The organism is Streptomyces netropsis (assembly GCF_014203545.1).
Classification (GTDB): Bacteria; Actinomycetota; Actinomycetes; order Streptomycetales; family Streptomycetaceae; genus Streptomyces; species Streptomyces netropsis.
Window position 1 is genome coordinate 202,520 of record NZ_JACHJG010000014.1, and the last position, 23,922, is coordinate 226,441.

12 protein-coding genes and 3 pseudogenes are annotated in these 23,922 nt (G+C 69.0%); 14 read left to right on the forward strand and 1 reads right to left on the reverse strand.

The features are described 5' to 3' along the window. The first annotated feature begins 169 nt into the window (after positions 1-169). From FHS38_RS28585 to FHS38_RS28640, 12 genes and pseudogenes are all read left to right on the forward strand, one after another. Complete coding sequence (locus FHS38_RS28585; protein ID WP_311775296.1) at positions 170-1,921, forward strand: condensation domain-containing protein; 1,752 nt, start codon at positions 170-172, stop codon at positions 1,919-1,921. 17 nt (positions 1,922-1,938) lie between these two features. Continuing rightward, positions 1,939-9,873, forward strand: a complete 7,935-nt coding sequence (locus FHS38_RS28590; RefSeq protein WP_184738444.1) for a non-ribosomal peptide synthetase — start codon at positions 1,939-1,941, stop codon at positions 9,871-9,873. Between the two features lie 39 nt (positions 9,874-9,912). Beyond that, the gene (locus FHS38_RS28595) at positions 9,913-10,893 is read left to right on the forward strand and encodes a helix-turn-helix transcriptional regulator (RefSeq protein ID WP_184738402.1); all 981 of its coding nucleotides are present in this window, start codon (positions 9,913-9,915) and stop codon (positions 10,891-10,893) included. Positions 10,894-10,989: 96 nt separating this feature from the next. Next, a complete protein-coding gene (locus FHS38_RS28600; protein ID WP_184738404.1) occupies positions 10,990-11,202 on the forward strand; it encodes an MbtH family protein in 213 nt (70 codons plus the stop codon). A gap of 3 nt (positions 11,203-11,205) precedes the next feature. Beyond that, positions 11,206-11,472, forward strand: coding sequence for a hypothetical protein (locus FHS38_RS34920; RefSeq protein ID WP_221495451.1), 267 nt, complete (start codon positions 11,206-11,208; stop codon positions 11,470-11,472). Positions 11,473-11,482: 10 nt separating this feature from the next. Further along, entirely contained in the window at positions 11,483-15,454 is a 3,972-nt protein-coding gene (locus FHS38_RS28610) for a non-ribosomal peptide synthetase (protein WP_184738406.1), read from the forward strand. After that, a complete protein-coding gene (locus FHS38_RS28615; protein ID WP_184738407.1) occupies positions 15,451-16,731 on the forward strand; it encodes an MFS transporter in 1,281 nt (426 codons plus the stop codon). Before FHS38_RS28610 ends, FHS38_RS28615 begins: the two co-directional genes overlap by 4 nt. A gap of 128 nt (positions 16,732-16,859) precedes the next feature. Further along, positions 16,860-17,831, forward strand: a complete 972-nt coding sequence (locus tag FHS38_RS28620) for an aspartyl/asparaginyl beta-hydroxylase domain-containing protein (protein WP_260420996.1) — start codon at positions 16,860-16,862, stop codon at positions 17,829-17,831. A 93-nt stretch (positions 17,832-17,924) separates the two neighbouring features. Continuing rightward, positions 17,925-18,167, forward strand: a pseudogene (locus FHS38_RS28625) (asparagine synthase-related protein); the annotation flags it as partial. A 170-nt stretch (positions 18,168-18,337) separates the two neighbouring features. Continuing rightward, positions 18,338-19,138, forward strand: coding sequence for a phytanoyl-CoA dioxygenase family protein (locus tag FHS38_RS28630; RefSeq protein ID WP_184738411.1), 801 nt, complete (start codon positions 18,338-18,340; stop codon positions 19,136-19,138). Then, positions 19,135-20,655 carry an AMP-binding protein gene (locus FHS38_RS28635; RefSeq protein WP_184738413.1) on the forward strand — a complete coding sequence of 507 codons (1,521 nt, stop codon included), beginning with the start codon at positions 19,135-19,137 and terminating at the stop codon, positions 20,653-20,655. The genes FHS38_RS28630 and FHS38_RS28635 overlap by 4 nt, the downstream gene beginning before the upstream one ends. 309 nt (positions 20,656-20,964) lie before the next feature. Next, positions 20,965-21,450 (forward strand): hypothetical protein, encoded by a 486-nt coding sequence (locus FHS38_RS28640; RefSeq protein ID WP_221495452.1) that lies wholly within the window; start codon positions 20,965-20,967, stop codon positions 21,448-21,450. Positions 21,451-21,481: 31 nt separating this feature from the next. Here FHS38_RS28640 and FHS38_RS28645 read toward each other — a convergent pair whose 3' ends face one another. Next, positions 21,482-22,537: a helix-turn-helix transcriptional regulator gene (locus FHS38_RS28645; protein WP_184738416.1), complete on the reverse strand. Its 1,056-nt coding sequence runs from the start codon at positions 22,535-22,537 to the stop codon at positions 21,482-21,484. 367 nt (positions 22,538-22,904) lie between these two features. On the opposite strand from FHS38_RS28645, the pseudogene FHS38_RS28650 reads away from it, so the two are divergent. Both FHS38_RS28650 and FHS38_RS28655 read left to right on the forward strand, forming a co-directional pair. Continuing rightward, positions 22,905-23,042: pseudogene (locus tag FHS38_RS28650) on the forward strand (transposase); the annotation flags it as partial. 566 nt (positions 23,043-23,608) lie between these two features. After that, a pseudogene (locus FHS38_RS28655) lies at positions 23,609-23,922 on the forward strand (hypothetical protein); the annotation flags it as partial.

Consider the following 23,922-nt stretch of genomic DNA (forward strand, 5'->3'; position numbering starts at 1 on the left):
GCGGCAATCGCACCGGCAATTCACATGCCCTCCTTTGTGGTCCTCCCTCGGATTGCCGCTGTGACTGCCGCTGATGGCGACCGCCGCTCGATAGCTTCGTTCTCGATTCCAGACCGGACTCGGAATGAGGGAATACGTGACCAGCCCTTTCGATGAACCGAATTCGAGTGTGGCCGGGCGAAATCCGGTCACCCGGCGCCAGCGCGTCCTCTGTGAACTGGTCGCCGACGTGCTCCGGGTGAGTGACGTGCGGCTCGATGACGGCTTCGTGGCGCTCGGCGGAGACAGCATCATCGCCATGCAACTCGTCAGCCAGGCGCGGAAAGCCGGTCTGCGGATCACCGTCGGTGATGTGCTGAGGCACCGGGACATGGAAGCACTGGCGGAGGCGGCCACCACGGTCGACCAGGAGCCGACGCCCGTCGCGGACAGCGGGGTGGGGCCCGTCGTCACCACTCCCATCATGCACTGGTTCCGGGAACGCGGTGGTGGGGTGGACACCTACAACCAGTTCGCGGTCCTGCGTACACCTTCAGGACTGACGGAAACGCACCTGATCTCGATGGCGCAGGCTTTGCTCGACCACCACGACGTCCTGCGCCTGCGGCTGTCCGTGCTCGGCGGCGAGGAAGAATGGGTGCTCGAAACCCTGCCGGTGGGCGCGGTCGACGCGGCCTCGGCCGTCCGGCGGATCGACGTGGCGGGGCGTCCCGAGGATGACTGGGCGGCGCTGGTCCGACAGGAGTCGGATGTGGCGCGCGACAGGCTTCGCCCGCGGGAGGGCAACGTCCTCCAGGCCGTGTGGTTCGATGCCGGACCGGATCGCCGGGGCAAGCTCGCGTTGGTCGTCCATCACCTGGCCATCGACTCCATTTCCTGGCGCATCCTGGCTGCCGACCTCGCGACGGCCTGGCGAGGGGTCGAAGAGAACGCCGCGATCGCTCTCGATCCGGTGCCGAGCTCGTTCCGCCGCTGGTCCGAAGTGCTCAGCGAGCAGGCGCACGCGCAGGCCGGCGTCGCGGAACTCCCCGGCTGGCTCGAACGGTTGCGTCCCGGCGCCGCCCGGTTCGGTGACCGGGCGAGGGTGCCCGGTCATGACCAGGAAAGCCGGGGCCGGTGCTTCACCGAGTCCTTGCCGGCCGAGTTCACGGAGGAGTTGCTGACCGCGGTGCCGACGTTGTTCAACGCCGACATCAACGACGTCCTCCTTACCGGTCTCGCGCTGGCGATGGGCGACTGGCACCGCGGACGCGGCACGGCAGGCGACGGCACCGCGCTGCTGCACCTGGAAGGCCACGGCAGGGAGGGCGCGCTGGCGGACGTGGATCTCTCCCGGACCGTGGGCTGGTTCACCAGCATGTTCCCGATCAGGCTCGAACTGGGGAAGCTGGACTGGGCGGATGTGGAGGCCGCCGGGCCTGCGGTGGGGACCGCGGTGAAGCGGATCAAGGAGCAAGTGCGCGGCATTCCCGACAAGGGGGTCCGGTACAGCCTCCTTCGCTATCTGAACCCGGAAACCGGTGCGCTGCTGGAGCAGGCGGCCCAGCCGGAGTTCGTCTTCAACTACCTGGGCCGCTTCGAGGTCTCGGACGACGCCGACTGGTCGGTCGTACCGGAGTACGGGACGGGCTTGGACGACACGGGGCCAGGCATGCCCATGGCCCACAGCATCGAGGTCAACGTGGCCACGGTGGACCAGGCGGACGGTCCGGTGCTGCGTGCCACCTGGACCTGGGCCGACAGCGTCGTGTCCGAAGCGGACACACGCGAGCTGGCGGAAACGTGGTTCCGGATGCTCCGGACCCTGGTCGCGCACGCCCGCGAACCCGGAGCGGGCGGACTCACCCCGTCCGACCTGACCCTGAGCTCGCTCAGCCAACACGAACTCGAAGAGATCGAATCCGATCTGCGGGCTATCTGAGGAAGTTGACACTGAAGATGAGCCAATCAGTAGTCGAGGACGTCCTTCCGCTGTCGCCCCTTCAGGAAGGTCTTCTCTTTCACGCGCTGTTCGATCGGGAAACGCGCAGCCCCTACCTCGCGCAATTCGCGGTGGACCTCAACGGACCGGTGGATACCGTGCTCCTGAGGGCGGCTGCGGAGACCGTGATACGGCGCCACGCCACGTTGCGGTCCGGATTCCGGTACCGGAAGTCAGGTGAACCGATACGGGTGGTCCGTCGCGATGTCCCGCTGGATTGGCAGGAGATCGAACTGGGGCAGGAAGGGGACGCGCAAGAGCGGTTCGCCGAACTGACCGAGCAGGACTGGGTACGAGGCATCGACGTCGGCGGATCGTCGTTGATCCGGTTCACACTCATCGGGCACACCGCCCGCCGCCACCGGCTTCTCGTCACCGCCCACCATCTCCTGCTGGACGGATGGTCCTTCGCCCTGCTGTTCCAGGAGCTGTTCGCGGTGTACTCCCGAGGAGGCGGCACCGCCGGCCTGGCGCCGGTGCGTCCGTACCGGGACTACCTGGCGTGGCTGGCGGAACAGGACCGGGTCGGCGCGGAGCGGCACTGGGCGGCGGCCCTGGAAGGGGTCGTCGAGCCCACCTTCGTCGCGTCCGCCGATTCCCGGACCGGTCCGCCGCCGGAGGAGGTGGCGGTGCTGCTGCCGACGGAGACGACGGCGCTGCTGACCGCGCACGCCCGGCAGAACCACGTCCTGCTCAACACGGTGTGCCAAGGGGTATGGGCCATCCTGGTCGGCTCGCTCACCGGGCGCGACGATGTCGTGTTCGGCTCGACGGTCAGCGGCCGTCCGGCGGAACTTACCGGCGCGGACTCGATGATCGGGATGCTCATCAACACGGTCCCGGTGCGGGTGCGGCTGGACCGGGCGGCTTCGGTGAGCGCGCTGTTCGAGCAGATCCAGTCGGGACGCGCCGCATCGCTCGACCACGATCACCTCGGCCTGACGGAGATCCAGCGCCTCACCGGTTGTCCCACCGGGCTCTTCGACACCAACGTGGTCTTCGACAACTTCCCGATGCATGACTACAAGGTCGACTCGCCCGACGGCGAACTCGAGGTGGGCGTCACGTTCCGCGACAGCGCGCACTACCCGCTGACCCTCGCCGTCGAACCGGGCGAGCGGCTCGCCCTGCGTCTGCACTACCGTCCGGACCTGTTCACCGCCGCCGAGGCCGCCGAACTCGCCGAACGGCTGAGGCTGCTGCTGGAACAAGTGGCCGCGGATCCGGATCGGCCGCTCTCCGCGCTGACCGTGCTGTCGCCCGATCAGCGCGACCGGGTCGTACGGGAGTGGAACGACACCGCGGTCGAGCTGCCTGAGGTGACGCTTGCCGAGCTGTGGTCGGAGCAGGTCCGGCGCACGCCACAAGCGACGGCCCTGGTGGCGCCCGACGAGCGACTGAGCTACGCCGAGTTGGACGAACGAGTGGATCGGCTGGCGTCGCAGCTCGCTCACAGAGGTGCGGGCCCGGACCGGGTCGTGGCCGTGGCACTGCCCCGTTCGGTGGATCTCGTGGTCGCGATCCTCGCCGTGATCAAAGCGGGCGCGGCCTACCTTCCGGTGGACCTGGACCACCCCGCCGGGCGGATCGCCGCGATGATCGCGGACGCCGGGCCGGTCCTCGTGCTGACCGACTCGAAGAGCGCCGACGCCCTTCCCGGCTCCACACCGAGGCTGTTGCTCGACGAGCCGGTCGAGTCCGTTGCCGCCCGGCCGGTACGGCAGCATCCGGCGCACTCCGCCTATGTCATCTTCACCTCCGGATCCACCGGACGGCCCAAGGGCGTCATGGTCCCGCACGCGGCCATCGTCAACCGTCTGCTGTGGATGCAGGGGCAGTATCGACTCACTGGTGCCGACAGGGTGCTGCAGAAGACCCCGGCCGGTTTCGACGTGTCGGTTTGGGAGTTCTTCTGGCCGCTGATCTCCGGCGCGACCCTGGTGATGGCGAAGCCCGGCGGACACCGCGACCCCGGCTATCTCGCCGAGCTGATCCGGCGTGAGTCGGTGACTGTCGCGCACTTTGTGCCCTCCATGCTGCAAGCGTTCCTCCGGGAGCCTGGTGCGGCCGACTGCACGGGCCTGCGCCAGATCATCTGCAGCGGCGAGGCCCTGCCCGCGGAAACGCAACGCGAACTGTTCGCCACGCTCGGCTCCACCGAGCTGCACAACCTCTACGGGCCGACCGAAGTGGCTGTCGACGCGACCTACTGGCAGTGTCGCCGTGACGATGAGGGAAGGTCGGTGCCGATCGGCCGGCCGCTGGCCAATGTGTCGGCGTTCGTGCTGGACGGTGCGCTGCGGCCGGTGCCGCCGGGGGTGGTGGGCGAGCTCTACCTGAGCGGGATCCAGCTCGCCAGGGGTTACACCGGGCGTCCCGCGCTGACCGCCGAGAGGTTCGTGGCCTGCCCGTTCTCGGCGGGGGAGCGGATGTACCGGTCCGGTGACCTGGTCCGGTGGACCGCCGACGGGGAGCTGGAGTTCGTCGGCCGCGCGGACGCGCAGGTGAAGATCCGGGGCTTCCGTGTGGAGCTCGGCGAGGTCGAAGCCGTGCTGGCCGGCCACCCCGAGGTGACCCAGGCCGCGGTCGTCCTCCGGGAGGACCGGCCAGGTGACCAACGCTTGGTCGCGTATGTCGTGGCCCGGTCCCTCGGCCTCACGGACCAGGAGCTTCGCCGGTTCGTGTCGGACAGCCTGCCCGACTACATGGTCCCCGCCGCCGTGGTCCTGGTCGAGACCATGCCGACGACAGTGAACGGGAAACTCGACCGTGCCGCGCTGCCGGAGCCGGACCGGACCGCGCACGCCGTGCGGGAGCCGCGGAGTCCGCGTGAAGAGATCCTGTGCGAACTCTTCGCGGAAGTGCTCGGGGTGCCCCGCGTGGGGATCGACGATCACTTCTTCGACCTGGGAGGGCACTCCCTCCTTGCGCTCCGGTTGCTCTCCCGGATCCGGTCGGTCCTGGGAGAGGGATTCGAGATCCGGGACCTGTTCGCCGAACCCACAGTGGCCGGACTGGCCCGGCTGACCGGGGCCGCGCGTCCGGCGTTGACCGCCCGAGCAGGGGCGGAGCCCGTGCCGCTGTCGTTCGCCCAGCGACGGCTGTGGTTCCTGAACCGGATGGAACGCGGCGAAGGGACGTACAACGTGCCCGTCGCGGTCCGTCTCACCGGGACGGTGGACGGGGACGCTCTGACACGGGCGCTCGCCGACGTGGCAGAACGGCACGAGAGCCTGCGCACGGTCTTTCCCGAGGACGGCGGTGAGCCGCACCCGGTGGTTCTGGATTCGGTCCCCGGGATCGAGGTCGTCGAGGTGGCGCCGCCCGACCTCGCCGACGCCATGGCGGAGCGGGTTCGTCACCGGTTCGACCTCACCGAGGACGCACCCCTCCGGGCCACGTTGTTCCTGCTCGGTCCTGAGCAGCAGGTACTGCTGTTGGTCATCCAGCACATCGCGGCCGACGGATGGTCCCTGCGTCCGCTGCTGAGGGACCTCGGCCTGGCTTACACCGCCCGATGCGAGGGGGCCGCACCGGACTGGCCGCCGCAGCCGGTGCGCTACGCCGACTACACGCTGTGGCAGCGAGAGCTGCTCGGCGGCGCCGAGGACCCGGCGAGCCTGATGAGCCGCCAGCTGGATTACTGGCGCACGCAACTGGCCGGTCTGCCCTCGGAGCTGACGTTGCCGGTGGACCGGCCGCGCTCCCCGGTGGCGGCACAGTCCGGTGGGATCGTGGCTGTCCACTGGGAGCCGGAGCTGCACGGCAGGCTGCTCGAACTCGCCAGGTCCGCCGGCTGCACGCTGTTCATGGTGGTGCAGGCGGGCTTCGCGGCGCTCCTGACCCGTATGGGCGCGGGCACCGACATCCCCTTCGGCACCCCGGTGGCGGGCCGGTCGGACAGCGCGCTCGACGATCTGGTCGGGTTCTTCGTCAACACCCTGGTGCTGCGTACCGACACCGCGGGCGATCCCGGGTTCGCCGAACTGCTGCGGCGGGTCCGGGAGACCGACCTGGAGGCGTTCGCCCACCAGGACGTCCCGTTCGAGCGTCTCGTCGAGGACCTGCAGCCTGAGCGGTCGCTGTCCCGGAATCCGCTGTTCCAGGTCATGGTCCAGGTGCAGCACGCCGAGACCACCACCCCGGACTTCGCCGGACTGGAGGCCGAACGGGCCCCGGTGAACTGGGACGTCGCGAAGTTCGACCTCAGTCTTGAACTGGTGGACGAACGCGATGCCCAGGGCGCACCGGCCGGGCTGACCGGCTACCTCGAGTACGCCGAGGAGCTGTTCGACCGGACCACCGCCGAACAGCTCGTGATGCGCCTGCGATGGCTGCTGGAACAGGTGCTCGCCGCCCCGGAACGACCGATCAGCGCTGTCGACGTGCTCTCGGACGGGGAACGGCGACGCCTCCTCCCCGAGCGTCCCGCGCCCGCGCCGCAGACCGTGTTCCTGCCCGACGCGTTCCGGGAGCAGGTCGCCCGCACGCCGGACGTGACGGCGCTGGTCTTCGAGGACACCGCGATGACCTACGCCGAACTCGACGCACGTGCCACCCGGCTCGCCCGCCGCCTCGTGAGCCAGGGTGCGGGCCCGGACCAAGTGGTGGCGGTGGCCCTGCCCCGGTCCACTGACCTGGTGGTCGCGCTTCTGGCCGTACTGAAGTCGGGCGCCGCATTCCTGTTCGTCGACACGGCGTACCCGGCCCGGCGGATCGCCTACCTGCTCGAGGACTCCGCCGCCGCCCTGGTCGTCACCGACAGCGAATCCGCCACGTCGCTGCCCGCGTGCGAACCCGTGCTCATCGACGCCCCCGCGCTCGACGACGAGTCCTCGGAAGAACTCGAGATCGCTGTCGCCGCGGACCATCCGGCATATGTCGTGTACACCTCGGGGTCGACCGGTCAGCCCAAGGGCGTGATGGTGACCCACGGCGGGCTGGCCAACCTGCTGGCCTTCTACCGCGCGGAGGTCATCGCCACCGCCGAGCGGATCCGTGGCTCGCGACGCTGCCGGATGGCGCTGACGGCGTCCCTTTCCTTCGACACCTCGGTCGTCGGTCTGTTGTGGCAGGCCGTTGGCCACGAACTCCACCTGATCGGCGACGACACCCGCCGCGACCCCGCCGCCATGGCCCGGTACATGGACCGGTGCGGCATCGACGCCCTCGATGTGATGCCCAGCTACGCCGAAGAGCTGATCCGGCAGGGGATGCTCGATCCGGCCGGGACGCCGCCGGCGGTGGTGATGACCGGCGCGGAAACGGTGGGCGAGAAGCTGTGGGCACGGATCCGGGAGACCGAGGGGATCACCGTCTACAACATCTACGGACAGACCGAGACCACGGTGGACACTCTCTTCTGGTCATCGGACGCGAGTGACCGCCCCCTGATCGGCCGTCCGATCGCCGGGGTGGACGTGTTTGTGCTCGACCCGGGACTGCGGCCTGTTCCGCCGCGGGTGGTCGGCGAACTGTACGTCGCGGGCGCCCAGTTGGCGCGAGGTTATGTGAACCGTCCCGGCCTGACCGCGGAACGGTTCGTGGCGAACCCGTTCAGTCCGGGCCGGCGCATGTACCGCACGGGTGACCTGGTTCGGTGGACCGGCGACGGCGCGCTGGAATTCCTCGGCCGGGCCGACGACCAGGTGAAGATCCGCGGCTTCCGGGTCGAACTCGGCGAAGTCGAGGCGGCACTGGCCCGCCACGAGGGCGTCGCGCACGCGGTGGCGGTCCTGCGCGAGGACCACCCCGGGGACAAACGTCTCGTCGGATACGTGCTCGCGCGGAACACGGAACTCGACGTGCGACGACTGCGCGAGTTCGCACGGCAGAACCTGCCGGACTACATGGTGCCCGCCGCGATCGTGGTGATCGACGAACTGCCGTTGACACCGAACGGGAAAGTGGACAGTGCCGCGCTGCCGAAACCGACGTACCCCACCGGCACCCGGCGCGCGCCGCGCAATCTCCGCGAGGAACTCCTGTGCGGGCTGTTCGCGGAAGTGCTTGGCCGCGACGCGGTAGGGATCGATGACGGCTTCTTCGACCTCGGCGGCCACTCCCTGCTGGCTGTGCGGCTGAGCAGCAAGGCGCGCTCCGTTCTCGGCGTGGAACTGCCGGCCCGGCTGTTGTTCAGCACCCCGACCGTGGCCGGGCTGGCGGAGAGCCTTGACGACATGCTCCCCGCCAGGCCGACGCTCCGGGCGGGGGAACGCCCGGACGTGCTGCCGCTGTCCTACGCCCAGCAGCGGCTGTGGTTCCTGAGCCAGTGGGAGGAGACGGGCACCGCCTACAACCTCCCCGTCGCTCTTCACCTGTCGGGGCCGCTGGACCGGGAAGCTCTCGAAAAGGCGTTGTCCGATGTCACGGATCGACACGAGAGTCTGCGGACGGTCTTCGTCGAACGGGGCGACCGGCCGGTGCAGTCGGTGCTCGCACCGGGAGAGGTCCGGTCGGCACTGGTGCACCGAGAGGTGTCCGAGGCCGAGGTCGAGGCGGCGATGTGCGCGGCCGCGGACCACCGGTTCGAGCCGGCCGCACAGCCTCCCATGATCGCCCACCTGCTCACGACGGGCCAGGAGGACCACCTCCTGCTGCTGGTGTTCCACCACATCATCTGCGACGGCTGGTCGCTCGGACCGCTCCTGCGCGATCTCTCCGCCGCCTACGCTGCCCGCACGCGGCGCGAGGCTCCCCAGTGGGACGAACTACCGGTGCAGTACGCCGACTACGCGCTGTGGCAACGGGATCTGCTCGGCAGTGAGAGCGATCAGGACAGTGTGCTGTCCCGCCAGCTGAGCTACTGGCGCGCCCAACTGGCCGATCTGCCAGTGGAATTGGCCCTGCCGACGGATCGGCCTCGCCCCGAGACCAGCGACTGCGCAGGGGGATCGGCGAACGTCGAGTGGGGCCCCGAACTCCATCGAAGCCTGCTCGCGGTTGCCAAGGAGCACAACTGCACGTTGTTCATGGTGCTCCAAGCCGGATGTGCCGCCCTGCTCAGCAGGCTGGGCGCGGGAGCGGACATTCCGATCGGCACCCCGGTGGCGGGCCGGTCGGACAGCGCGCTCGACGATCTGGTCGGGTTCTTCGTCAACACGGTGGTCCTGCGGACCGACGTCTCGGGGACCCCGAGCTTCACGGAGCTGCTCCGTCGCGTCCGGGCCACCGACCTTGCGGCCTACGAGCACCAGGACGTCCCGTTCGAGCGGCTGGTCGAAGCGGTGAATCCACCACGCTCGCCCAGTCGCCACCCGCTCTTCCAAGTCATGGTCCAGCTCCAGCACGCGACCGCCGACCCCGAATTCCCCGGTCTGCGGGCGACCGAGTGGCCGGTCCCGTCGACCACCGCGAAATTCGACCTGGTCATCGACGTGGAGGAGCGGCTCGACCAGGACGGCGCACCGGCCGGGCTGGTCGGCGTCCTGATGTACTCGACCGCGTTGTTCGACGCCTCGACGGGTGAGGCGCTCGCGGACGGCCTGCGCCGGTTGCTCACGCAGGTCGTCGAGAACCCGGAACGGCTGGTCGCCGACCTCGACGTACCACCCGTCCAGGACCGGCGGTCCCGTGACGTCACCGCATGCCCGGCTCCGTCGCGGGAGGCGGCGCCGGCCACCACCGGCCCGCGTACGGCGCACGAGGAGGTGCTCAGCGAGCTGTTCGCCACGGTGCTCGGCCTGGACTCGGTCGGCATCGACGACAACTTCTTCGCCCTGGGCGGGCATTCGCTGCTGGCAACCCGGCTGATCTCCCGGGTGCGTTCGACCCTGGGGCTGGAACTGCCGGTCCGCGAACTCTTCCGGTCCCCGACCGTCGCCGGGGTCGCCACCTACCTCGTGAAGGCCCGGCCCGCCCGCCCGGCGCTGCGGCCAGCCACTTCCCGCTGACAGTGGAGCGTTCACCGACACACCTGGGAGACGGACCTCATGCTCACCATGTTCGGACTGGAACTGATGGAAGAAGCGGTGTACCGGGAGATGCGCGCATCACCCGCGCCGGGCGCCGAGGCGATCGCCGACCGGCTGGCCGTCGCGCCGGACCTGGTACGTGCTTGCCTCGACCGACTGCTCGAACTCGGCCTGGTACGGCACTCCTTCGAGGTACCGGGCGGATTCGCCGCAGTGGATCCGATCTTGAGCTTGCAGCAGTCGTTGGCCGGCCAGCACGAGGAGTTGATGCGTCGGCAGCGGCGGCTCGCCGAAACCCACGCCGAGGTCGTCTGCCTGCTCACATCCGGCGCCTTCGGCCTGTCGGGCAAGGTCGAACAGGTCGAGCGGCTCCTGGGGATGGACGAGGTGCAGTGCCGGGTGGACCGCCTGGCGGGGGCAGCCACCCGCGAGGTGCTGACGTTCCGGCCCGGCGGCGCGCAGTCGACGCCGGAACTCATGGCCTCGCGCCGGAACGACGCGGCGTTGCTGAGCCGCTCAGTGTCGATCCGGACCGTCGGCACGGACACCGACTCCTACGACGCCGCGACGATGGCGCACGTGCACTGGCTGACCGGCAACGGGGGCCAGTTCCGCGGCTCCGAGGCCCCGCTGCCGAGAATGATGCTGGTCGACGGCTCGGTCGCACTGGTACCCGTCGACCCGGACAACACAGCGGCGGGCGCGCTCTATGTGACCGATCCCGGCCTCGTCGCCCCCATGGTCGTCCTGTTCGAACAGACCTGGTCGTCGGCCACACCGCTGGATGCTGAGCGGCCCTCGGCGGGCGACGCCCCGAGCGGCAAGGAACTGGCACTGCTCAGGCTGGTCGCCAAGGGGTGCACCGATGCTGCCGCCGCAGGTCGGCTGCATGTTTCGCACCGGACCGCTCGACGCATGATGGCAGCGCTGATGGAGCGCCTCGGCGCTCGCAGCCGTTTCGAAGCCGGGGTCAAAGCCGCCCGGCTCGGCTGGCTCTGACCGTCGAACAGGCCGGCCGCGCCCAATCCAGACGCTATGTCACATCCTCGGCCCGATCTCCATGATCCGGCCTGATCACCTTGAAAGGACAGTTCCGTGAACAACCCGTTCGATGACGAGAATGGCTCCCATCTCGTGCTGGCCAATGCGGAGCGACAGCATTCCTTGTGGCCCGCGAACATCGACGTGCCCGCCGGATGGTCCACCGTGTTCGGAGCGGGAACGCGGACCGCGTGTCTGGACTACGTCGAGGAGAACTGGACGGACATGCGTCCCGCCAGCCTGGCGGCCACGATGAACGGGGCCTGACCGATGGCAGTGAGCGGCGTACGGGACACCACGGTGGTGCCCCTGCACCGGGCGCCGGACGCCGGACGGACTCCGGTCGGCCTGAGCTTCTCCGGTGCCGACGATCCGCTGATCAGCGCCGACGTCGGTTCCCGGCGGAGCGGCTTGACTTCCGGCCCGTACCGGCACGACGTGCTCGGCGGCGGCCACTTCTCCACCCCGGAGATCTGGCGGGCCCTGCCGAGTCGGATCGTTCCCACCCATTTTGCCGCATCCGGCTCTGCCTCCTGAGGAGTGGCCCGTGCCCCCCGTGTCCTACGCCCAGCGGAGGCTGTGGTTCCTGAATCGCGTGGACGGCCGGTCGGCGGTCTACAACTGCCCGCTCGTGATCCGGGCGAAAGGTGAGCTGGACCGCACCGCCCTGGCATCGGCGCTCACCGACCTGGCAGACCGGCACCAAGTGCTGCGCACGGTATACCCAGGGGTCGACGGCGAACCCGTACAGCGGGTGCTCGCCCGACGGCCTGAGCTCGACGTGGTCGTGTGCGAGGAGGAGAGCCAGCTCGCCGAGGCGCTCGGCTCCACTATCGACCGCGGCTTCGACCTGACGACGGATCTCCCGATCCGGGCGACGGTCTTCGCGCTGGCGCCACAGGAACACGTGCTGGCGTTGGTGATCCACCACATCGCCTGCGACGGGTGGTCCTGGCAGCCGCTGCTCAACGACCTGGCCACGGCCTATCACGCCAGGGCCGCGGGGCAGTCTCCGCAGTGGACGCCACTGCCGGTGAGCTACCCGGACTACGCGGTATGGCAGCGGGAACTGCTGGGCGACCAGGACGATCCGGCGAGCCTGCTCGCGACGCAGCTGTCCTTCTGGCGGGAACAGCTGGCCGGGCTGCCCGCCGAGCTGGACCTGCCGTTCGACCGCCCGCGCCCCGCGGTGGCCGACTACCGCGGTGACTGGGTACCGCTGAAGCTCGACGGCGATCTGCACCGCCGCCTGATCACGGTCGCCGCCGACCACGGGTGCACCACGTTCATGGTCCTGCAAGCCGGGCTGGCGGTCCTGCTGTCCCGGCTGGGGGCCGGTACGGACATCCCGATCGGCACTGCGGTGGCGGGGCGTTTGGACGAGGCGCTGGAAGACGTGGTGGGCTTCTTCGTGAACACCTTGGTGCTGCGCAGCGATGTGTCCGGTGATCCGACCTTCAGTGAGCTGCTGCACCGCCTGCGGGACGCGAATCTCGCCGCCTACGACCACCAGGACGTCCCTTTCGAGCGGCTGGTCGAAGACCTGAACCCGGAACGGTCACTGGCACGGCATCCGCTCTTCCAGGTCATGCTGACCCTGTCCCGAGCGGAGGAGGCAACGCTTTCGTTGCCGGGCCTGACATGCACCGAGGAGCATCTGGACTGGAAGGTCGCGAAATTCGACCTGTCCGCGGACTTCCGGGAGAACTACACGCCGGACGGGAACGCCGCGGGCATCGACGGCGCCCTTGAGTACGCCACCAGCCTGTTCGACCGGGCCACCGCCGACCACATCGCCGACGCCCTGCCCCGGCTGCTGCGGCAACTCGTGTCGGCACCACAACGCCCCATCGGCGAAGCCGACCCGCTGTCCGCCGAACACCGCCACCAGGTCCTCGTCGCGTGGAACGACACCGCCCGGCCCGTGTCGCCGGCCACCGTGCCGGAGTTGTTCGAGGCGCAGGCCGCGCGAACGCCCCGAGCGACCGCGGTGGTGTGCGGGAACACGAGACTCACCTTCGCCGAACTCAACGATCGTGCCAACCTCCTCGCACGCCGTCTGCGCGCCGAGGGAGCCGGGACGGAGCGGCTGGTCGGGCTGGCCCTGCCCCGGTCGGCCGAGTCCATAGTGGCGATGCTGGCGGTACTCAAGACCGGCGCGGCCTATCTGCAGGTCGATCTCGAATACCCACCGGACCGGATCGGGCACATGCTGCGGGACGCCGCACCGGTCGCTGTCGTCACGGACACCGCGACCGCGGCAGCGCACGGATTCGGTGAGTTGCCCGCGGTGTTCATCGACCGGATCGAGATGCCGACCGGTCCCGTGGCCAACCTGAATTGTCGCGTACTGCCGCCAAGCGCGGCGTACGTCATCTACACGTCCGGATCCACCGGCCGTCCCAAGGGAGTGCTGACGCCGCATTCCGCGTTGAGCAACCTGTACGCCTTCCACCGCGAGGGCCTGATCGCGCGCACCGAGGCCACCGCGCGCCGGCGGCTGAGGTCCGCCGTCACCGCTTCGCTGTCGTTCGACACGTCGTGGGAGGCACTGTTCTGGATGCTGGCCGGACACGAACTCCACGTGATCCGTGACGACATCCGGCGCGATGCCGTCGCGTTGACCGCCTACGTCACGGCCGCCGGGATCGACGTCCTGGACGTGACCCCCACCTACGCGGAGCACCTGCTCGACGAGGGCCTGCTGTCCGGACCACATGCGCCGCTGGTGCTGCTGCTCGGCGGGGAAGCCGCCGGGCGGACGCTGTGGACCCGGGTCCGGGAGGCGTCCGGGACGCTCTGTTACAACCTCTACGGTCCCACGGAGTGCACCCTGGATGCGCTGTGGTGGGACGTCGCGGACAGCCTGTCCCCGCTGATCGGCACGCCGATCGGGAACACCAGGGTCTTCGTGCTCGACGAGCGGCTGCGCCCCGTCGCGCCCGGTGTCCCGGGCGAGTTGTACGTGACCGGGCCCGGCGTGGCCCGCGGCTACGTGAACCGCCCGGCCGCGACCGCCGAACGGTTCGTCGCCTGCCCCTTCGTTCCGCACGGGGAGACGGGGAGCCGCATGTACCGCACCGGTGACCTGGTCCGGTGGGATCGCCAGGGCAGGCTGGACTACCTGGGCCGCATCGACGACCAGGTCAAGGTGCGGGGCTTCCGGATCGAACTCGGCGAAGTGGAGGCCGCGCTGGCCCGGTGCCCGGAGGTGGCACAGGCTGCCGTGGCCGTGCACGAGGCCGCCGGGGGCGACAAGCGGCTGGTGGGTTACGTGCAACCCACAGCGGACCAGCCGCTCGAGACGCGCGACCTGCGCCGGCGGCTGTCCACGATCCTGCCCGACCACATGATCCCGTCGTTCTTCCAGGTGGTGGGGCGGCTGCCGATGACGCCCAACGGAAAACTCGACCGGGACGCGCTGCCGCCCCCGGACCTCGCGCACCGTCCGCCGTCGCGTGGTCCGCGCGGACCCTACGAGGAAGTCCTCTGCGGACTGTTCGCGGAGGTGCTGGGGCTGAGCCGGGTCGGCGCCGAGGAGAGCTTCTTCGAACTGGGCGGTCACTCCCTGCTCGCCACCAGGTTGCTCGCCCGGGTGCGAGCGGTGCTGGGCGGAGAACTCACCATCCTGGACCTGTTCCAGGCGCCCACCGTGGCCGACCTGGTGGACCGGCTGGCCGCCGACGCGCGACACGACCCGCTGTCGGCCCTGCTCCCGTTGCGGACGGGAGCCGATCGGCCCGCTGTGTTCTGCGTGCATCCGGCCGCCGGGATCAGCTGGGTCTACGCGGGCCTGCTCGGCCACATCGACGCCGACTACCCCGTGTACGGCCTACAGGCGAAGGGCCTCACCGATGCGGCGGCGACAGGCCAGTCCTGGCGGGAGATGGTCAAGGACTACGTGGAGCAGATCAGGTCCGTCCAGCCCGAAGGGCCCTATCGGCTGATCGGATGGTCCTTCGGTGCCGTGCTCGCTCACCTGATGGCCACCGAGCTGCAGGCCGGGGGAGCCCAGGTCGACCTGCTCGCCCTGCTCGACGGCTACCCGCCCGACCCGGTAGCCGGCTACCGGCCCCTCGTCGACGGCAGTTCGGAGGCGTTCACCGAGCTCCTGGACTCCTTGGGGTACGACCTTTCCGAATGCGGCGAGGGACCACTGCGCTACGACGACTACGAGCGGACGGTCCGCCGGCCGGGCAGCACCCTCGAACGGCTGACGCGGTCGGAGGCCGCCGCCCTGGCCCGGGTGTTCGTGGACAACGACCGGATCTACGGGGAACTGAGGCCCCGAACGTACCGGGGGGACATGGTGTTCTTCTCCGCCACGGAGGAGAAACCGGAGGATTCGCCCGCGCCGGAATCCTGGCGTGACCACGTGACCGGACGCCTCGAGGTGCACGAGATCGCCTGTAGCCACGGCGAGATCACCCAGGCGAAGCCGATCGCGCGGATCGGCGCCGTCCTCGCCGGGAAACTCGCCCAGCTGGACGGTTCGCGGACCGCGGCGGGAGAACGATGACCGGCAAGCCACGCCAGGGCTCCGTGGCCGGCCGAGAGTTCCGGTTGTTCTGGCTCGGGGAAACCACAAGCCTGCTCGGCAACGGGATCGCGGTGGTGGCGCTGCCCCTGGTCGCCGTCATCACCCTGCACGCGGGCACCCTCGTTGTCGGACTGCTGACATCGGTCGCCTATCTGCCCTGGCTGATACTCGGTCTGCCCGCGGGCGCGTGGGTGGACCGCCTGCCGCGCCGCCCGGTGATGCTGGTCTGCGACGCCGTTTCCTTCGTCGCCTTCGCCAGTGTCCCGGTCGCGGCCTGGGTCGGCGTACTCACCATTCCCCACCTGCTCCTGGCCGCCTTCATCGGCGGTTGCGCCAACGTCTTCTTCACCACCGCGCAGCGTGCGTATATGCCGACGCTGCTCTCCGACGCGGAGTTGCTGGCCGGTAATGCGCGGCTGCAGGGCAGTGAGTCGACAGCCGAGGTCACCGGCCCCGGCCTGGCCGGACTGCTGGTGCAGGCATTCGGCGCCGTCACCGGATTGCTGGCCAACGCGCTGAGTTTCGTGGTGTCGTGGCTCTGCCTGCGGGCGATCCGGACGACCGAGCCGCCGCCCCCGGCGGTCCGGCGGCGTCGACTGCGCACCGAGGTCGGCGATGGTCTGAGATTCCTGTTCCGGGACCCCATTCTGCGCACACTCGCGGTTTTCAGCGCGATGTCCAACATCGCGTTGACCGGAATGAGTTCGATCGAAGTGGCATTCCTGGTTCGGACAGTCGGCGCCGACGAGGCCGTGGTCGGCGCGGTGTTGACGTTGTGCGGTCTCGGCGGGGTCCTCGGAGTGCTGTTGTCCAACCGGGTATCCCACCGATTCGGCACCGCCCGGGCCGCGCTGATCTGTCAGGTGGGTGCCGCGCCCTTCACGTTGCTCTTTCCGCTGACCGGCCCGGGTGCCGGTCTCGCGTTCTTCGTCGTCGGCGGTGTCGGTGCCGGCGCCGGTGTGGTCGCGGCGAGCATCATCACCGACACCTTCCGCCAGCGGTACTGCCCACCGGGCCTGATCGGGCGGATCAGTGCGAGCGCCGCCGTGATCAGCTTCGGCGCCATCGCTGTCGGCGGGTTGCTCGGCGGCGCGCTCGGCGAGTTGTCCGGTGTCCGGGAAACGCTGTGGATGATGAGCGGGCTGCAAGTACTGTCGACGGTCATTCTGCTGTTCAGCCCGATCCGAAAATTGCGTGATTTCCCGGAATCCGAGCGCGCCATTTTCGCGGCTGAGGCCGGAAAGGTCATGTCCTAAAGGGTCCTGGCCGCTTCAGCGCGTCGCGAGAAACTTTTCCCGGTGTCATACAGAAGTAAGATACTGATAGCAAGGCCAAAGCGAACAAGGCTCATTGAAGCGAGGCTTTCATGCAAGAGAGCGGATCCTTGAGGAATCTTCCGGCCGCAGTGATGTTGCGGGACGACCTGGATACCGATCGGCTGAACGCGGATCTCGCAGAACTCAGCGGTTCCGAGTTCTGGGCATTGCAGCAGTCCTTCGAGGACGGCGTCGTCGGGGAAGAATCCGATGTGGACTGGAAGGTCCTTTCGCTGCGTGCGCCGAGGGGGGATGTCCGGCGAACCGACCCCGGTGGTCCGGGACGTGACTGGTTCGACGACACCCCCTTGATGGCGAAGGCGCCCTACCTCGGTCAGATCCTGTCCGAGCTGGGTACCGAACTGCGCAGTGTCCGCTTGATGGCCCTGGCTCCCGGGGTGTCCGTCGCGGAACACTCGGACACCCCGATCGGGCTCCCCTACGGCTACGTACGGCTGCACATCCCGCTGGTCACCAATCCCGGTGCGGTGCTGGTGATGGACGGGGCCGAACAGCGGTGGCAGCCGGGAACGCTCTGGTACGCCGACTTCGACCGACCGCACTCCGTGCGCAACACCGGTGACCGGGCCAGGATCCATCTGGTCGCGGACTGCGCGACCAACGACAGGCTGCTGGGCCTGTTCCCGGAGAGCTTCCGGGCACAGCTGCCGGCCAGCGACATCGCCTACTACCGCCCCGTTCTGCCGCTGACCCCGCCCGAACTCGCCGAGTTCAGCTGCCGCTTCGCCATCCCGTTCTCCTTCATGGAGTGGGGACTTCCGGTGGTCGACGACCAGGAGACCGACCTCGTCGCCGAAGTGGCCGCCGAAGACGGCGGGCTCGTCCTGCGCGTCGAGGGGCGCGCGTCGGTGGAACTGCTGCACCTGGGCGCCGGTGAGTTCCGGTTGCTCGGCTGGAGCGAGGAGCGGCTGCTCCGCCTCGACCTCTTCGACGACAACCCGCGGGTGGAGCTCTCCACCAGGCGCGGACGCCGGCGCCAGGTGGTCGTCCGCCCGGCTCACCGGCTCGCCACGGTCTGACGGCCCGGGCCCGTCGTCCACCACGAGCGTGCGGTGATCCTGGTCGACTTCACCCCGATGCGACAGCACAACTGAGACCGAGCCCCTCACCACCTGTTCGTTCGTGTCTACGTCCGTGCTGGGGAGTCATCTACTCGGGACCACGGCGACGCGATGCTGATGGCACATTCAGTGGAGGGCCGGTTCCCGTTCCTCGGCAATCCCGTGGTCGACTTGGCGCTGCGCGTCGGCGACGACGAGAAGGTCGCCGATTTCGAGGGAAAGGCCTGCCTCGAATCGGCATACGCCGGCGTCGCTCCGAAGACCGTCCTGCGACGCGCGAAGCAGGGATTCACCGCGCACGGTCTGTCCGCGCTCGCAGACGACCACCTCATGACCAAGTGGCGTGACCTGGTCGCGGCGAGCGGTGTCTTCCGTGGGACTCCAGATGTGATGCCGCGGATGTTCCCGCGCCTACGTAACGCTTTTCACCGCCCCACAGAACAAGGCAGAGAGGCCATCGAGTTATGCTCACCGAAAGCCAGATATCGGAATACCGTTCCGAAGGGTTCCTGCTCCTCGAAGACGTTTTCGATGCCGACGATATCGCCGCTCTGCGGCGTGAGGTGGTCGATCTCTACGCGACCGAGCACCCCGGGCGGATCTTCGAGGAGGACGGCACCACGGTGCGGGGCATCCACGGCTGCCACACCACGGGAGCGCTGTTCTCCAGGCTGGTGCGGCTGCCCGAGCTGCTTTCCGCGGCGGAGGAACTGCTGGAAAGCAAGGTGCATGTGTTCCAGTGCAAAGTCAACGCGAAGCAGGCGCTTCGCGGGGAAGTGTGGCAATGGCATCAGGACTACAGCGTCTGGGGGAACAAGGACGGTATGCCGGAGCCGCGGGCGGTCAATGCCGCGTTGCTCCTGGACGACGCGACCGAGCACAACGGCCCGCTGTTGGTCGTACCCGGTTCGCATCGAAACGACGCGATAGCCCCGTGGCGTCCTGAGTCCGAGGGCGCGTTGCGGTGGGAGGCCGACCTGTCGGCGAAGCTGGAGTTCGCCCTGGACGCCGAACAGATGGCCAGGGTCACCGCGGAGTCGGAGATCCGGTCCATCGTCGGACGTGCCGGAAGCCTGCTGTTCTTCCACCCCTGCATCGCGCACGGCTCCGGTGCGAACATGTCGCCGACCGACCGGACCATGGCGTTCGTCAGCTACAACAGTGTCGACAACGAATTGCGCGAAGTGCCCGACCCGCGCCCGGAGTTCGTGGCGTCGCGTGACTACCGGCCGCTGGAACTCGTCGACGGGGGGCTGATCGCATGAGCGACCTCGACGGTTCACTGATCCGGACGCTGGTCGACGCCATCGCCCGGCACCGGGACGCGGTGGCGGTCGTCGACAACGGCATCGCCCATACCTACGCCGAACTCGACGACGTGTCGGCCGAGATCGCCGGCGGCCTCGCCGAACACGGCATCGGTCCCGGTGACGTGGTCGACGTGCACGCGACTCGTTCGTGGTCCCGTTGCGCGGCGGTGCTGGGTGTGTGGCGCGTCGGAGCCGGCGTGCTGTCCATCGACCCGACCATGCCGCCCGCCTGGACCGGCAAACTGGTGAGCAGCGCCGACTGCGCCATGATCCTGCGGGCCGATGAGTGCGCACCGATCGGATCGGGGGTCGCGGAACACACCTTCCGGTCGATTCGGGGAACGAGGCGGGACGAGGTCGCGACCGGTCCGGTCTGCTACGTCATCCCCACCTCCGGGTCCACGGGCGAACCCAAGGCTGTCGCGGTGCCGCCGGTAGTCCTGGCGGATCTGGGGAACTGGCACGTCCAGCGGTGGAGCCACGACCGGCCTCCGAACACCCTGCACATGTCGTCCATCGGCTTCGACATGGTGTACGAGGACACGGTGGCGACCTGGCTGGCCGGTGCGACCCTGATCGTGGTGAACGACCAAGACCGGCTGGACCCCTTCACGTTGATCGACATCATTCGCGAGCACGACGCCGCCCGGCTCTTCCAGCCGGTGGTCGGATTGCACGGACTGGCCGCCGCCGCGTGTGCCGCGGGCGAGAGGACACCGAGTCTGCGGGAGATCTCGGTGGCAGGCGAACAGTTGGTGATCAACGACGAGGTGCGGCAGTTCTGTGCCGACGGTGACCTCACGCTGGTGAATCAGTACGGGCCGAGCGAAACCCATGTGGTCACTCAATACCGGCTGACGGGCGACGTCACCAACTGGCCCGACCGGCCGCCCATCGGCACTGCGGTCGTCGACGCGGAGCTGCTGTGCCATGTGGACGGACGGCTGCGCCCGTTCGCGCCCGGCGAGACCCGAGAGCTGGTCATCGCCGGGAATTGCGTCGGGATCGGGTACGCCGGTGACGACGCGCTCACCGCGGAGCGATTCCGGGAGGTCGAACATCAAGACGGCGGCATGCGGCGCTGCTATTTCAGCGGAGACCTGGTCACGTTCGACGGTGTCGAGTTCCACTTCGTCTCCAGGCTCGACGACCAGCTCAAGGTGAACGGCTACCGAGTCGAGCCGGGTGAGGTGGAAACCGTGCTCACCGGGGTCGCCGGTGTCCGTCGAGCCGCGGTCGTCGGGGTCAAGGTGGCTGCCTCCACGCAACTGGCGGCGTTCTACACCCTCGTGACCGGTGCGGAGGTCGACCAGGACGACCTGCTCAGTGCGTGTGCCTCCCGTCTGCCCCGGTTCATGGTCCCCAGACACTTCACTGAGCTGGACGCACTCCCGTCGACGCGGAACGGAAAGATCGACCGGGCGAAGCTCCGGGAGTCGTTTCAAGAGCCTTCGGCGAGCCGTGACGGCTGAGGGTGTCGGACAGTCATATCTGCCCGAATCACCAGTTGTTGAGAAGCTTTGGGTGTTTCGTTCGCCCCCCGCTTCGGTGCCGGAGGACTTGGTGAATGGTTCCGTCGGTGGATTCCGGGACGGGTGATATGTGGCTGCCGGGACCGACGCCCGAGCGGCAGAATTCCCGCTACGGTTGCAGGCGCTCAGGTAGCCCCTCCCTTTCCCCGGTGTGTCCGGGAGCCCTGATACACCTCGTCCACCCCGCATCGCCCGGACTTGCGGCGAGATCGGAGAACCGTGCCCGGACAGCGAGGTCTCAGTCAGCCGATGCAGTCCTTCGTCGAAGAGCTGGCCTTGTGCGTGGCGGCCAACGGTGTCAAGGGGCCCGCCCTGCTGTGGTCCGAGGATCCGACGACCTTGCCGGCCCTGCTCGGGATGTCCCGGCCGGCCCGCCCGGAACCGGGTGCAGGTTCCTCCGTGCCGGGCGGACCGGGCACGGAGGAACTGGCGGCGGAGCTGGGCCGCAGGCTGCAACTGCGGGTGCGCTCCTCCTACCGCTTCCTGTCGGCCGGTTCCCCCGTCACGGAGGGTGCACCGAGGGGTGCCGAGTCCACGGTCACGGTCCTGGAAGGAGCCTGCCGCTGCGTCCTGTCGCGTATCGGTGAGGACCCGGCACCTCGCCCCTCGCACCCGCTGGGCATGCGGCTGCGTTCCGGTGGCACCCTCTTCGTGCCCCGGGGCCACACCTACCGGCTGTCGGAGATCTACGCCCCGACCACACTGCTCGAACTCCACCTGGAGTGCCCGGACTGACGGTGTGCGCCCCCGGAGGACGGCTGCCGGATCAGGCCGGGGCTGTCGTGGGTTCCGCGTCCGGCTCTCCGTCGTCATTCAGCAGCCCCCTCGCGGACACCGCGACGCCGGCCTGGAAACGGCTCTGGACGCCCAGCACCTGTAGCATGTCCGCGATGTGCTTGCGGGTCGTGCGCAGAGACATGCCCAGCCGCCGCGCGATGGTCTCGTCCTTCAGTCCCGCCGCCAGCAGCCGCAGGATGGTGCGGTCCAGATCCTTGGCGACCGCCTCGAGGCCGTCGGCGGCTGCGTCGGAGAACGGCTGGGCCTGCGACCACATCTGCTCGAACAGCTCGTACAGGAAGTGCACCACCGACGGCTCCCGGACCACCACCGCGCCCAGCCGGTCGTTGCGGTTGGTCATGAACGCCAGTTCCCGGTCGAAGATGATCACACGGCCGACGAGCTGGTGGGCGGTCCGGTACTCGCCGCCCAGCGCGCTCATCGTGGCCACGTACGCCTGGCTGGGACTGTTGAACCGGGCGGTGTGGTGGTAAAGGGTGCGCATCCGCACCCCCCGGGCGAGCATCTGCCTGTCCCGGAGCAAGGCGTCCTGGAGCACTTCGGGCGGGCGGGTGCCGCCGGGCTGCACGGTGACCGTGTCCTCCTGGCACTGCTCGGCCGCCCGGTTCAGCGCGGCCCGCACCTGGGTGAGTCCGGGGATGGTCTCCAAGTCCGTGAAGGCACCGTGCCTCCCCTTCTTGTAGTCGGACGCCAGCCGGGCGAACTGGTCGCGGAAGACGCGCAGTCGCGTCTGCTGTTCCGCGATGGCCTGTTCCACCGGCGCGGTGGCCACGGAGGCGACGAGGTGCGGGTCGACGGCCCGCAGCCGGTCGTCGCCCTCCTCGCCTTTCTGTACCAGGCCGATCCGGACGAGGTAGTCCACCGCACTGCTCACCGCCCTCTCGCAGACCCCCGTCTCCTCGGCCATCCGGACCAGGTCGAGCTGACCGTGCAGGGCCAGCCAGCGGTAGACGGCCACTTCCTCGGCACCAAGTGTGTCCTCCACAGTCAATACGTCGTCATCATCGCTCTGCTGCTTGCCCATCAGTCCTCCTGGTTTCTGCTCGTAGCGGTGTTGAGCCTGCGGTCGTCGGTCAGCTTCTATGCCTCCGAAGAGCCGGAGGCAGGGGAATCGGTTGCCCCGTGGGGGCGAGGAGGCGCCGCTGCCACCGACGCGACCTTCACGTGGCGTCGGCCCGGGCGGTACGTCCCACAGACGCCGCCGCCCCCTACCGGATCGGCGTTTCCCCTGGTCGGGAAGGGCGTTGGGGGGAGCGGGAAATGGGGTCTCCGGCGCAAACTCCCCAGGCCGTAAAGACCGTCCAGGAGCGTCCAGCCGGTCCAGCGCAGGGGCTTAGGTCCTGTCCGATGGGTCGGTGTGACTGGCCTGCCAGTTGATCGTTCCCGTCGGCATGGGGCGGGGTGATCTATCCGATGAGGAATGGGCTCGGTTGGAGCCACACCTGCCCAAGAACGTGGGGCGAGACGGCCGTTGGGAGAGCCACCGCAGAGTGATCAACGGCATCCTCTTCCGGCAGCGGACCGGCCTCTATTTGCCCGCCGCCCCAGGCGGGCGGGCTCGCGATGCACGCGGTACAGGTCGATCGAAGGGACAGTTTCAACCCGGGAATGGTGGGTGACATCGCGCCGGCGAGGACGGAGATGCTCTCCTGCCACCGCGTACTCGTGGGGCTCGGCTCGGACGCGGCCACGACCGTGAGCCTGGCGGTGCCGATCACCTCGTGCTTGGGTGCCGTGGCCGTTGAGAGCCGCCCGGCCGGCCGCCGACGGTGCGGCGGCGGCCGGTGAGGCGCCCAGGGCGAGGAGGGCTGCGGTCAGGGCGAGTGCGGCTACTGCCGCGCGCAGGTGCCTGGCGCCTTCAAAGAGTGGTCCCCCATGTTCGGTGGCGTGCGGGTTCACCGGGGATCGAACCGGCCCGGCAACGGTCTGCTTCAGGGGCGGAATAAGCCCCTCCGTGATCATTTGTGGCCAGTTCGGGCCTCACGTCACCACCCCTGTGGCCGCTACATTCACCCCCGACCGGACACACACGACCAGGGGGAAATAGGCAATGATGCGTCCCATAAGACCCGTCAGCCGCACCGGCAGATCACTCATGGCGGTGACCGCTACGGCGGCCGCCATGGCGGTCACCGCCATGGGCCTTGCCGCCTCACCGGCTGCCGCAGCACCCACCACCACGACGGCACAGTCGCCGGGGCCCGGCGACACCTGTACGGCAGGCGACCTCGGCACACGCCACCCGTACATCAAGAGCACCGAAGTGTCCCCGACGATCACCCACTTCAAGGGCTGGTACGTCACCGAGGGCACCACCGGAACCCAGACCGTCACCACCAGCACCCAGACGACCATCTCGGTCTCCGTCGGCCTCACCGGCAACGTCGAGGGCGGTTTCGCCGTCGAGAC

Excerpts from the sequence above, each read along its gene's own strand:
- FHS38_RS28590 (WP_184738444.1), top strand. The coding sequence starts at position 1,939 with ATGAGCCAATCAGTAGTCGAGGACGTCCTTCCGCTGTCGCCCCTTCAG.
- FHS38_RS28595 (WP_184738402.1), top strand. The coding sequence starts at position 9,913 with ATGCTCACCATGTTCGGACTGGAACTGATGGAAGAAGCGGTGTACCGG.
- FHS38_RS34920 (WP_221495451.1), top strand. The coding sequence starts at position 11,206 with ATGGCAGTGAGCGGCGTACGGGACACCACGGTGGTGCCCCTGCACCGG.
- FHS38_RS28615 (WP_184738407.1), top strand. The coding sequence starts at position 15,451 with ATGACCGGCAAGCCACGCCAGGGCTCCGTGGCCGGCCGAGAGTTCCGG.
- FHS38_RS28630 (WP_184738411.1), top strand. The coding sequence starts at position 18,338 with ATGCTCACCGAAAGCCAGATATCGGAATACCGTTCCGAAGGGTTCCTG.
- FHS38_RS28635 (WP_184738413.1), top strand. The coding sequence starts at position 19,135 with ATGAGCGACCTCGACGGTTCACTGATCCGGACGCTGGTCGACGCCATC.
- FHS38_RS28640 (WP_221495452.1), top strand. The coding sequence starts at position 20,965 with ATGCAGTCCTTCGTCGAAGAGCTGGCCTTGTGCGTGGCGGCCAACGGT.
- FHS38_RS28645 (WP_184738416.1), bottom strand. The coding sequence starts at position 22,537 with ATGGGCAAGCAGCAGAGCGATGATGACGACGTATTGACTGTGGAGGAC.